The following is an 11,150-nucleotide window of genomic DNA, read 5'->3' as shown; positions in this document are numbered from 1 at the left end:
AGGCTTCTGGCCTCGGCGGACGATTCTGCGGCACGACGGGGGTCTTGCCGCAAGCCCCCCGGTGCGCTATACGTTAAGAGTGGAAAGGAGTAGAAGCTCCTTTTTCTGCCACTTTGCTCCGCGACACAGGCCCTGCCTCGCTTCACAGCACAGCGGAACCGGGGTGACCCGCCCGTGACGGGCGGATCACCGGTCGAGGGTCACCAGTCGCCGTCGCCGCCCTCGTCGTCGTCGCCTTCGAAGATCTCCTCGACGATCTCCCCCGCCACCAGGCCGCCGACCACGCCTGCGGCGCCGGCCGCGGCCACCGCGCCCCAGCCCGGCCCGCCGTGGTGCTGCTCGTGATGGCCGTAGCCGTGGTGACCGTGGTGGTCACCGTACCCGTGGTCGCCGTGGCCGTGGTGGTCGCCGTGCCCGAAGCCGCCGTGGGCGTGCGCGGCCAGGCCGGACAGCCAGCGGTCGAGCTCGGCGGCCCAGTCGGTCCGCAGGGCGTCGGCGTGGCTGACGGTGAAGCGGCCGATCGCGTCGCCGGAGTAGCGGCCGGCGCGCTTGTCGGCCTCCAGGACCACCTCCAGCCCCGCCGGGTCGGCCACGAAGGTCACTTCGAGCTCGCCGAGCACGCCGGCGTACCGGCCGGCCGGGTAGAACTCGATCTCCTGGTAGAACGGCAGCTCCTGGCGCACGCCGTACAGGCGGCCGGCCTCCAGGTCGGCGGACTTGAACGCGAAGCCGAGCTGCAGCAGCGCCTCCAGGATGCGCAGCTGGGAGGGCAGCGGCTCGACCGCGACCTCGTCGAGGTCGCCCTTGTCGACCGCCTTGGCGATGGCCAGCTCGGTGCGCACGCCCAGCGCCATGCCGTGCAGCGGCTGCCCGCCGATCTGGCTGATCGGCGCCTCCCACGGCACGCCGACCTGGAACGGGATCGTGCGCTCCTCGCCCTGGCGCAGCACGAACGGCCCCGACACCTGGACGCGGGAGAACTCCCCCGCCCCCGCGTGCTCGCCGTCGCCGTGCTCGAACTCCACGCGGGCGACCAGGCCGAGGGTGACGTGCTCGATCTCGGCGTCGAAGTCGCCGCCCTTGAGCCGCACCTCGCCGGACAGCGTGCCGCCCGGCTGGACGCGCGGCGTCGCCAGAACGGTGTCCACCGAGGGCGCGCCGACGCCGAAGGCACCCAGCATGCGTTTGAAGACCACGGCTTGTTCTCCCTGTCGAAGATCGAATGTGTGCAGCCGACCCGCACAACGATCTCCGTCCGGCCGCGGTTCCGGCCATGCCGAAAACGTCTGCCGGACAAAGGGGGCGGGAACGGCGGGATCCCGGGGTGCGGCGCGTTCGCCGCACCCCGGGATCCCGGCGCGTTCCGCTCTACCGGACGCCGCGTCTGCCGTAGAGGCCCGCCGCCAGGGCCACCCCCAGACCGGCGAGCACCACCTGGATGACCAGTTCTATCCAGTCGATGCCGCGGGTGTCCGCGACGCCGACCGCGGCGGCGATCGCGGTGCCGATGAGGGCGGCCACGATGCCGATCACGATGGTGAGCCAGATGGGGATGCTCTGACGGCCCGGCACGACCAGCCGGCCGAGGACGCCGATGACGAGCCCGATGATGAGGGCGGAGATGATGCCGGTGACTGCCACGCTTCACACTCCCGTTCTGCCGCGCCGGATGTCGCCACCCCTCGTGGGGGAGGAGTGCCCCCGGCCTGACAGCGCCATTGCTTCCCAGCAGCATCACAAAGAAACCGCACCACTCAGCCTGATATCGGTTCATGGCGGACAGGTTCCATGAGGATGTGCCGTTCGCGGTGGTGGCGGAGCCGGCCCCGCGGTGCCTACACTGCGGGCACACCCCACGAACAGCAGACGCGAACGAACGGCGCACCGAACCCCCTCAGGAGCCCTTTGTGACCGTCAGACGAATCGTGCTGCACGCCCTGCTCGCGGCGACGACCGCGACGACCGTGACGACCGCCGCCGTGACCGGCGCGGCGCCGGCGAACGCCACCGCCTTCACCCTCACCAGCACCGCCTTCACCGAGGGCGGGATCATCCCGAAGGTGCACGAGTGCACCAGCGGCGGCCAGACCGACCCCGGCCGGCGCAACGAGTCACCGCCCCTGGCCTGGAGCGGCGGCCCGGCCGGGACCCGCGGTTACGCCCTGGTGATGCGGGACCTGGACAACAACAACCTCATCCACTGGGTGATCTACGACATCCCGGCGGACGTGACCTCGCTGCCGCAGAACGTCGAGCACGCCTACCGTCCGACGGCCCCCGCCGGGGCCCGGCAGATCTACTACCGCGGCAGCGCCAGCCTGTACGGCTACCAGGGGCCCTGCTCCCCCTGGTCGGTCAACACCTACCAGTTCACCGTGCACGCCCTCGACCGGGCCGCCCTGACCGAACTGGGCTCCGGTTCGTCCACGACGACCGCGGCGAGGGTGATCTCCGGCGCGTCCCTGGGGACGGCCGTGCTGTCCGGCGAGTCCTGACCCCCGGGACTCCCGCGGTCAGCCGAGGGCGCGGTCGAGGTTGAAGGCGGCGCTGATCAGGGCCAGATGGGTGAACGCCTGCGGGAAGTTGCCCTGCTGCTCGCCCGTCCGGCCGATCTCCTCGGCGTACAGGCCGAGGTGGTTGGCGTAGGTCAGCATCTTCTCGAAGGCCAGGCGGGCCTCCTCCACCCGGCCGGCGCGGACCAGCGCCTCGACGTACCAGAAGGAGCAGATGGAGAACGTGCCCTCCTGGCCGCGCAGGCCGTCGGGGCTGGCGTCCGGGTCGTAGCGGTAGACCAGCGAGTCGGACACCAGGTCGGCGGTGAGCGCGTCGAGGGTGGACAGCCACTTCGGGTCGGTGGGCGAGACGAACTTGGCCAGCGGCATCATCAGCAGCGCCGCGTCGAGCACGTCGCCGTCCTCGTGCTGGACGAACGCCTGCCGCAGGTCGGACCAGCCGTGGGCCATGATCTGCCGGTAGAGGTCGTCGCGCGCGCCGCGCCAGTGGGGGATGTCGGCGGGCAGGCCGCGGCGGGCGGCCATGCGCATGGCGCGTTCGATGGCGACCCAGCACATCAGCCGGGAGTACAGGAACTTCTTGCGCCCGCCCCTGGTCTCCCAGACGCCCTCGTCGGGCTGGTCCCAGTTGTCGCAGACCCAGTCGACCAGGGCGCAGACGGCGTCCCAGTGGTCGCTGGAGATGGGCTTGCCCCATTTGTCGTAGAGGTAGACGGAGTCGAGCAGGGCGCCGTAGATGTCGAGCTGGAGCTGGCCGGCGGCGGCGTTGCCGACGCGTACCGGGGCCGAGCCGCGGTAGCCCTCCAGGTGGTCGAGCTGCCGTTCGGGCAGGTCGGTGCGGCCGTCGATGCCGTACATGATCTGGAGGGGGCCGTTGGGGCCGGCCGGGCGCAGGCTGACGTGCCGGGTCAGGAACGACATGAACGCCTCGGCCTCGCCGGTGAAGCCCAGCCGGAGCAGGGCGTAGACGCAGAAGGCGGCGTCGCGGACCCAGAGGTAGCGGTAGTCCCAGTTGCGCTCGCCGCCGATCAGCTCGGGCAGGCTGGTGGTCGGCGCGGCGACGATCGCGCCGGTCGGCGCGTACGTCAGCAGCTTGAGCGTCAGGGCCGAGCGGTGGACCATCTCCCGCCACCTGCCCCGGTAGCGGGAGGCCGACAGCCACGTGCGCCAGAACGCGACCGTGGCGGTCAGCGCCTCCTCCGCCTCGACGTGCGGGCAGCCGAGGGGCGGGATCTCGGCCTCGATCCGGTCGAGCGCGAACACCTCCGACTCGCCCTCCACGAGGGTGAAGCACGCCCGCACGTCGCGTCCGTCGCACTCGACCGGGACGGTGGCGCTCAGCCCGAGCGTCAGCTGGGCGGACTCGAAGACAGTCAGGCCGTCGACCTCGCGCACGACGTGCGGGTCGGCCCCGTAGCCGAAGCGGGGGGCCACCCGCGCGTGGAACGGCAGCGAGCCGCGCACGCAGAGCACCCGGCGGATCAGCCGCTGCCGGCCGCGGCCGCCCGGCTCGCCGATGATCGGCATGAAGTCCTGGATCTCGCCCACCCCGCTCTCGGTGAAGAAGCGGGTGATGAGCACGTTGGTGTCGGGGAAGTAGAACTGCTTGGTCCGCGCCGGCACGTCGGTGCCCAGCTCGAACGCCCCGCCGCGGTCGGCGTCGAGGATCGAGGCGAACACGCTGGGCGAGTCGAAGGCCGGGCAGCAGTACCAGTCGATGGTGCCGTTGGTGCCGACCAGGGCCACGCTGCGCAGATCGCCGATGAGGCCGTGCTCGGCGATCGGCAGGTAGCGGTCACCGTCTGCTCCACCCATCGCAGCAGTTCTCCCTGGTCAGGGCGGTGCTCAAACCTCGTGCCCGGCTTGCTCCAGCGCGGCCAGGCGACGGCGGAGGTGGGTGCGCTCGGGCTCGCTCCCGGCCGTCCGGAGCGCGGCGCGGTACGCCTCGGCGGCCTCGGGCAGCCGGCCGAGCCGGTGCAGCAGGTCGGCGCGGGCCAGCAGGTACGGGTGGTAGTCGCGCAGCCGCCGCGCCCCGGCCAGTTCGTCCAGCAGCGCCAGCCCGGCCTCGGGCCCGTCGCGCATGGCCACGGCCGCCGCCCGGTTCAGCGCCACCACCGGAGAGGGGTCGAGCGCGAGCAGCACGTCGTACAGGGCCACGACCTGCGGCCAGTCGGTCGCGGCCAGGTCCGGGGCCTCGTCGTGCAGCGCCGCGATCGCGGCCTGGACGGCGTACGGGCCGGGCGGGCCGCCGGTGAGCGCGGTCACCACCAGCGCCGAGCCCTCCTCGATCATGGCCCGGTCCCAGAGGCCGCGGTCCTGCTCGCCGAGCAGCACCGGCTCCCCCTCGGGCCCGGTACGGGCGTCGCGCCGGGCGTGCACCAGCAGCAGCAGCGCCAGCAGCCCGGCGACCTCCCGCTCGGCGGGCAGCAGCCGGCGCAGGATCCGGGCCAGCCTGATCGCCTCCTCGGCCAGGTCGAGCCGCTGGAGGAAGGGCCCGGAGCTGGCCGCGTAACCCTCGGTGAAGATCGAGTAGATCACCTGGAGCACGCCGGGCACCCGTTCCGGCAGCTCGTGGGCCTCGGGCACGCGGAACGGGACGCGCGCCTGCCTGATCTTCTTCTTGGCCCGGACGATGCGCTTGGCCATCGTCTGGGCCGGCACCAGGTAGGCCCGCGCCACCTCGGGGGTGGTCAGGCCGGCCAGGCAGCGCAACGTCAGCGCCCCGCGGTCCTCGGCCGGCAGGGCGGGGTGGGTGCAGGTGAAGAAGAGCCGCAGCCGTTCGTCGGGCAGGCCGCCGTCCTCGCCGGGGGGCGCTTCGGGGGCGGCCCGCTCGGCCTCCGCCGCCAGGACGGCCAGCCGGGTGGCGAGCGCCTGCTCGCGTCTGAGCCGGTCGACCGCCTTGCGCCGCGCGGTGGTCATCAGCCACGCGCCCGGATTGGGCGGCACGCCCTCGGCGGGCCAGTGCCGCAGCGCCGCCTCGACGGCGTCGGAGGTGACCTCCTCGGCGAGGTCGAGGTCGCCGAAGCGGCGGACGAGCGCGGCCAGCAGCCGGCCGCGCTCCTCACGGAAGACGGCCTCGATCTCACGCATCGAAGTCGGCGACCGGGCGGACCACCACCGAGCCGCCGCCGCGCGCACCCGGGCAGCGCACGGCCCAGTCGAGGGCGGCGTCGAGGTCCGGCACGTCGATCACGTAGAAGCCGCCCAGGACCTCGCGCGTCTCGGCGTACGGGCCGTCGGTGACGGTGGGCGTGCCGTCGGCGCTCACCCGTACGGTGGTGGCGGTCACCAGGTCGGCCAGCGACTCGCCGGAGACCAGGATGCCCGCCTCCCGGACGGCCTTGTCGTAGGCCATCCACTCCTGGAAGTCGCCCGGCTCCTGCTCGTCGGAGGTGCCGGCGTTGATCAGCAGCATGTACTTCATCGGTGTTCCCCTTGTCGGTCGGCGTACGGCGGGGCCGCCGTACGCCGTGTCCACGAACGGGACCCGCCCGGATGGACACGCCGTGACGATGAGTTTTCCGGGTCCGTCCGGTCATTGTCACGACACGTCACTTCAGGAGGACCGATGAGCGTACTGGAACAGCGGATGCGGGGCGTGCCGTTCACCCAGGTGGCGATGACGTCGCCGGTGGCGCCCAAGGTCTTCGAGGACTTCTGGACCGTGACGTACACCTCGATCGACCAGCACCTCACCCCGTTTTCCGGCAGATAAGGTTGGTATACGGCGTTTCGGGGGATTACGCCGCTCACGAGGCTGAGGGGGACGGGTGGCGGAGTCGTTCGGCACGATGCTGCGGAGCCTGAGACACGCCGCCGGGCTGACCATCGAGGAGCTCTCCCACGCCTCCGGCGTCAGCGTGCGCGCCATCGGCGACATGGAGCGCGGGGCCAGCCGGGGCCCGCAGCGGCGCACCGTCGAGGCCCTGGCCGGGGCGCTGCGGCTGGACGAGCCGCGGCGCACGGCGCTGTCCGACGCCGCCCGCGCCGGCCGCCCGCGCCAGGACGCCGCGCCCGGCGCCTGCGAGCCGCCCCGCGGCGTGGGCGACTTCACCGGCCGCGAACGGGAGCTGCGCCTGCTGCGCGACCTGGCCGCCCGCGCGGCCGAGGACGCGCCCGCCGTCGTCGCGGCGGTCTCCGGGGCCGCCGGCATCGGCAAGACCGCCCTGGCCGTGCGCGCCGCCGCCCACCTGGCCGACCTGTTCCCCGACGGCCGCTTCTACCTGGACCTGCGCGGCATGGACCCGGTCCCGCTGGACCCGGGCACGGGGCTGTCCCGGCTGCTCAACGCCCTGGGCGTGGCCGAGCGGCGCATCCCGGCCGACGAGGAGGACCGCGCCGGCCAGTACCGGGCCCTGCTGCGCGGCCGGCGCTGCCTGGTCATCCTGGACAACGCCGCGCACGAGGCCCAGGTGCGCCCGCTGCTGCCCGCCGAGGGCCCGGCGATGACGCTGGTCACCGGCCGCCGCCCGCTGGCCGGGCTGGAGGGCGTGCACCAAATGCCGCTGGCGCACCTGGCGGCCGGGGAGTCGGCCGCGCTGCTGCGCGCGATCGTCGGCGCCGAGCGCGCCGACGCCGACCCGGACGGGGTCGCGCGGGTGGCCGACCTGTGCGGGAACCTGCCGCTGGCGCTGCGCATCGCCGGCAACCGGCTGCAGAGCAGGCCCGGCTGGACCGCCGGGCACCTGGCCGCCCGCCTCGGCGACGAGGGACGCCGGGTGGAGTCGCTGGCCGCCGGCGACCTGTCGGTGGCGGCGGCCTTCGCGCTGTCGTACCGGCAGCTGTCGGCGCCCGCGCGGCGCGGCTTCCGGCGGCTGGCGCTGGCCGCCGCGCCGGACTTCGGGGTGCCGATGACGGCCGTCCTCGCCGAGCTCGGCCCGGACGAGGCCGAGGACGCCCTGGAGGAGCTGGTCGATCTCGGGCTGCTGCAGTCGCCGTACCCCGGCCGCTACCGCTTCCACGACCTGGTACGGCTGTTCGCCCGCGCCCGCCTGTCCGACGAGGAGCCCATGGCGGCGCAGCGGCAGGCGCGACGGCGGATGGACGACTGGCTGCTGGAGGTCGCGACCGTCGCCGGGCGCTGGTTCGAGCCCGCCTACGGCGCGCCGCCGTCCGGGTGGAGCTCGCTGGTCGAGCTGGACAGCGCGCGGCAGGCGCAGGAATGGCTCCAGGCCGAGGGCGCGGCGTGGCTGGCCGCGCTGCGGCAGGCGGCCCGCGCCGGCGAGCACGCGCGGGTCGTCGAGGTGGCCGAGGCCATGCACTGGTTCTCCGACCTGTGGATGCACTGGGGGCACTGGCCCGAGGTGTTCGAGCTGTCGTCCGGCGCGGCCCGCGAGGCGGGCGACCGCGTGCAGGAGGCGGTGCACCTCAACTACCTGTCCTGGGCGCGCACGTACTGCCAGGGCCGCCACGACGAGGGCGAGCGGACCGCGCTGCGCGCGCTGGAGCTGGCCCGCGAGGCCGGGGACGTGCGCCAGCAGGGCTGGGCCCTGACCTACGCCACCTGGGCGCTGTGGGGACGCGACGACCGGCGCGCCACGGAGACCGGCCTGGAGCACGCGCGGCGCGCGGCGGAGTGCTTCCGGCAGGCCGGCGACCCCGAGGGGTACGCCCAGGCCATGCTCAGCGTCGGCAACGGCCTGCGCCGGCTGGGCCGGATCGAGGAGGCCGTACGGCACGGGCTGGAGCTGCTGGAACGGCTGCGCGACCCGGCGTTCGGCGGCACGCCGGTCATCGTCGCCCACGCCGTCGGGGCGGCGCTGGACCTGCTGAGCGACGGCTACTTCGCGCTCGGCCGCTGGCAGGAGGCCGCCGACCACTACCGCGAGGCGCTGGTCGAGCTGCGCAAGCGCCCGATCAACCGGGCCACGGCCCAGACGCTGACGAACCTGGGCCGGGCGCTGGTCGAGCTGGGACGGCGGGAGGAGGCGCGCGAGGCGTTCCAGGAGGCCCTGGAGCTGTACGAAGCCTCCGCCGACGCCGTCCGGGCGGCCCGCGTGACCGCCGAGCTCACCCGCCTGGCCCCCGTCGAGACCACTGCGACGACCCCGGAAGGCGCTCGCTGAGCGGGCCGGTCAGGGGTCCACGAACCGTTCGACGAAGGTCAGGGCGGTGCCGCAGACCTCGCGCCACCCGCTGTCCACGGTCATCGAGTGCCCGCGTCCCGGCAGCTCGACGATCTCGGTCAGGTGGTGCCGGTTGCGGGCCTGCCACAGGTAGGAGGCGTGCGCGGCGGCCCACGGGACCGTGCGGTCCATCTCGCCGGCGATCAGCAGCAGCGGCCCCCGGTCCGGCGCGGCGCCGTCGAGGCCCCACGGGTCGCCCGCCTCCGCCGCCCGGACGGCGTACGTCTCGTACAGCCGCCTGGCCTCCTCCTCGCCGACGGCGTTGGCCACGGCGTGCCGGAACCGCCCGTACGTGAGCGCCCCGCGGAAGGGCGCCGGGCTGATCGCCACGCAGGCGCAGGCCAGCCCGCGCCCGGCCAGGATCTGCGCGACCAGGCCGCCGGCGGCGTGGCCGACCAGGGCGGGCCGGCGCGCAAGACCGCCGATCAGCCCGGCGAAATGACCGGCGGGATGCCCGGCGGCCTCGCCGTCCTCGGGCCAGGCCGGGATGACGGGGACGAACCCCGCCTGCCCGAACACCTCGGCCCAGGGCTCCCAGCTCTCGGCCAGCAACCACGGGTCGTGGACGAAGACGACCGGGACCCGCCCGCTGGCGTTGGCGTGCCGCACCTGGTCGAGGTCGTAGGCGGAGGGCATGGCGCGGGAGGTCAGCTCTCGTGCAGGGCCCGGCGCAGCGTGCCGGCGGCCAGCTCGATCGCCGACTCGGCCGCGTACGTGCCGCGCAGCGCGTTGAGCATGACGAAGTCGTGGATGATGCCCTGGTAGCGCACGGCGGTCACCGGCACCCCGGCCGCGCGCAGCTTGGCGGCGTACGCCTCGCCCTCGTCGCGCAGCACGTCCGCCTCGCCGGTGATGACCAGCGCCGGCGGCAGGCCGGCCAGCTCCTCCGCGGTGGCCCGCAGCGGGGACGCGGTGATCTCGGCGCGTTCGGCCTCCGAGGTCGTGTACTGGTCCCAGAACCACTGCATGCCGTCCCGGCGCAGGAAGTAGCCCTCGGCGAACTGCCGGTAGGAATCGGTGTCGAAGGACGCGTCGGTCACCGGGTAGAACAGCACCTGGCCGCGCAGCGTCAGCCCGCCGCGCTGCTTGGCCATGATGGTCAGCGCGGCGGTCATGTTGCCGCCCACGGAGTCGCCGGCCACCGCGACGCGCGTGGCGTCCAGGCCCTTGGCGGCGCCGTCGGTGACGATCCAGCGGGCGACCGTCCAGTTCTGCTCGATGGCGACCGGGTAGCGGTGCTCGGGCGACAGGTCGTACTCGGGGAAGACCACGGCGGCGCCGGCGCCGGTCGCCAGCTCGCGGACCAGCCGGTCGTGGGTGTGGGCGTTGCCGAAGACCCAGCCGGCGCCGTGGATGTAGACGATCACGGGCAGGGCGCCGGTGCTGCCGGCGGGCCGCACGATGCGGGCCCTGACCTCGCCGGTGGGTCCGCCGGGGACCGTCACCCACTCCTCGTCCACGGCGGGCAGCTCGGCCGGGCCGGACTGCACCTCGTTCACGGCCTTGCGGCCCTCCTCCGGCGGGAGCTGGAAGAGGTACGGCGGCTCGGCGGTGGCCTCGGCGAACGCCTGAGCGGCGGGTTCCAGGACGGGCTTGATCATGATCGCTCCAGGGAGAAGGGGTGGGAAGCAGGGGGGCCTTCACCCATCCAAGCGACCGGCCCGCGGAAAGACGAGGCGGAACCACAGGCAGAAGTACGTTTCCGCCTCGTGCGCGCGAGCGGCCCGGCGGTTGGATCGACTCCGGGGCCGACCGGTCCCCTTTCGCCCCGAGAAGGAGTTTTCCCATGACGGAGAGCACCACCCCGACGGTCGTCCTCGTGCACGGCGCGTTCGCCGACGCGGCGAGCTGGTCCGGCGTCATCGCCGAGCTGCAGCGGGACGGCATCCCCGTGGTGGCCCCGCCGAACCCGCTGCGCGGTCTGGCCTCGGACGCGGCGTACGTCGCCTCCGTCGCGGCCCAGATCGACGGCCCGGTCGTGCTGGCGGGCCACTCGTACGGCGGCGCGATCATCACCGTGGCCGGCGCGGCGGACAACGTCGTCGGCCTGGTCTACGTCGCCGCGTACGTCCCGGACGAGGGCGAGAGCCTGGGCGAGCTCCAGGGCCGCTTCCCCGAGCCGCCGCTCGGCGCGAGCCTGCGGCAGTCGTCCTACCCGCTGGCGGACGGCGGCTCCGCCGTCGAGTTCACCATCGCCGCCGACGCCTTCCCCCAGGTCTTCGCCGCCGACGTGCCGGCCGAGGTCACCCGGGTCCTCGCGGTGGCGCAGCGGCCCCTGGCGGCCGGGGCGTTCACCGAGGGGGCGGCCACGGCGGCCTGGCGGGCCAAGCCGTCGTGGGCCGTCATCGCCGACGCCGACCAGGCCATCAACCCCGACGTGCAGCGGTTCGGGGCCGAGCGGGCCGGCGCGACCGCCGTGGAGGTCGCCGGCGCCTCGCACGCGGTCGCGGTGTCGCGGCCGAAGGAGGTCGCCGACGTGATCCGGGCGGCCGTCCGGGCCAGTGCCTCCTGA

11 protein-coding genes are annotated in these 11,150 nt (G+C 74.1%); 4 read left to right on the top strand and 7 right to left on the bottom strand.

What is annotated here, in order from left to right; all coding sequences use genetic code 11:
* Positions 1-200: 200 nt before the first annotated feature.
* Both ABT158_RS01380 and ABT158_RS01375 read right to left on the bottom strand, forming a co-directional pair.
* Positions 201-1,196 carry a sporulation protein gene (locus ABT158_RS01380; protein ID WP_352349666.1) on the bottom strand — a complete coding sequence of 332 codons (996 nt, stop codon included), beginning with the start codon at positions 1,194-1,196 and terminating at the stop codon, positions 201-203.
* Between the two features lie 172 nt (positions 1,197-1,368).
* Positions 1,369-1,641 (bottom strand): GlsB/YeaQ/YmgE family stress response membrane protein, encoded by a 273-nt coding sequence (locus ABT158_RS01375; protein WP_352349664.1) that lies wholly within the window; start codon positions 1,639-1,641, stop codon positions 1,369-1,371.
* A gap of 266 nt (positions 1,642-1,907) precedes the next feature.
* Between ABT158_RS01375 and ABT158_RS01370 the strand changes: the two genes are divergently transcribed.
* Positions 1,908-2,495 (top strand): YbhB/YbcL family Raf kinase inhibitor-like protein, encoded by a 588-nt coding sequence (locus ABT158_RS01370; protein ID WP_352349662.1) that lies wholly within the window; start codon positions 1,908-1,910, stop codon positions 2,493-2,495.
* A gap of 18 nt (positions 2,496-2,513) precedes the next feature.
* Here the strand turns inward: ABT158_RS01370 and ABT158_RS01365 are convergent, their stop codons facing one another.
* The 3 genes from ABT158_RS01365 to ABT158_RS01355 are packed head-to-tail and all read right to left on the bottom strand — an operon-like array spanning position 2,514 to position 5,937.
* Positions 2,514-4,328 carry a glycoside hydrolase family 15 protein gene (locus ABT158_RS01365; protein WP_352349660.1) on the bottom strand — a complete coding sequence of 605 codons (1,815 nt, stop codon included), beginning with the start codon at positions 4,326-4,328 and terminating at the stop codon, positions 2,514-2,516.
* A 30-nt stretch (positions 4,329-4,358) separates the two neighbouring features.
* Positions 4,359-5,603 (bottom strand): RNA polymerase sigma factor, encoded by a 1,245-nt coding sequence (locus ABT158_RS01360; RefSeq protein ID WP_352349658.1) that lies wholly within the window; start codon positions 5,601-5,603, stop codon positions 4,359-4,361.
* Positions 5,596-5,937, bottom strand: coding sequence for a YciI family protein (locus tag ABT158_RS01355; protein ID WP_352349656.1), 342 nt, complete (start codon positions 5,935-5,937; stop codon positions 5,596-5,598). The genes ABT158_RS01360 and ABT158_RS01355 overlap by 8 nt, the downstream gene beginning before the upstream one ends.
* Positions 5,938-6,081: 144 nt before the next feature.
* On the opposite strand from ABT158_RS01355, the gene ABT158_RS01350 reads away from it, so the two are divergent.
* Both ABT158_RS01350 and ABT158_RS01345 read left to right on the top strand, forming a co-directional pair.
* Complete coding sequence (locus tag ABT158_RS01350) at positions 6,082-6,228, top strand: hypothetical protein (protein WP_352349654.1); 147 nt, start codon at positions 6,082-6,084, stop codon at positions 6,226-6,228.
* Positions 6,229-6,283: 55 nt separating this feature from the next.
* Positions 6,284-8,578 carry an ATP-binding protein gene (locus tag ABT158_RS01345; protein WP_352349652.1) on the top strand — a complete coding sequence of 765 codons (2,295 nt, stop codon included), beginning with the start codon at positions 6,284-6,286 and terminating at the stop codon, positions 8,576-8,578.
* Positions 8,579-8,587: 9 nt separating this feature from the next.
* Here ABT158_RS01345 and ABT158_RS01340 read toward each other — a convergent pair whose 3' ends face one another.
* Together ABT158_RS01340 and ABT158_RS01335 are read right to left on the bottom strand one after the other, a co-directional pair.
* The gene (locus tag ABT158_RS01340; RefSeq protein ID WP_352349650.1) at positions 8,588-9,274 is read right to left on the bottom strand and encodes an alpha/beta hydrolase; all 687 of its coding nucleotides are present in this window, start codon (positions 9,272-9,274) and stop codon (positions 8,588-8,590) included.
* Between the two features lie 11 nt (positions 9,275-9,285).
* Positions 9,286-10,239, bottom strand: coding sequence for an alpha/beta hydrolase (locus tag ABT158_RS01335; RefSeq protein WP_352349648.1), 954 nt, complete (start codon positions 10,237-10,239; stop codon positions 9,286-9,288).
* Between the two features lie 185 nt (positions 10,240-10,424).
* Between ABT158_RS01335 and ABT158_RS01330 the strand changes: the two genes are divergently transcribed.
* Positions 10,425-11,150, top strand: coding sequence for an alpha/beta fold hydrolase (locus ABT158_RS01330; protein ID WP_352349646.1), 726 nt, complete (start codon positions 10,425-10,427; stop codon positions 11,148-11,150).

The organism is Nonomuraea sp. NPDC001636 (assembly GCF_040298265.1).
In the GTDB taxonomy this organism is placed as follows: Bacteria; Actinomycetota; Actinomycetes; order Streptosporangiales; family Streptosporangiaceae; genus Nonomuraea.
The sequence above is the reverse complement of the archived record's forward strand: the minus strand, read 5'-3'. Positions and strand labels throughout refer to the sequence as shown.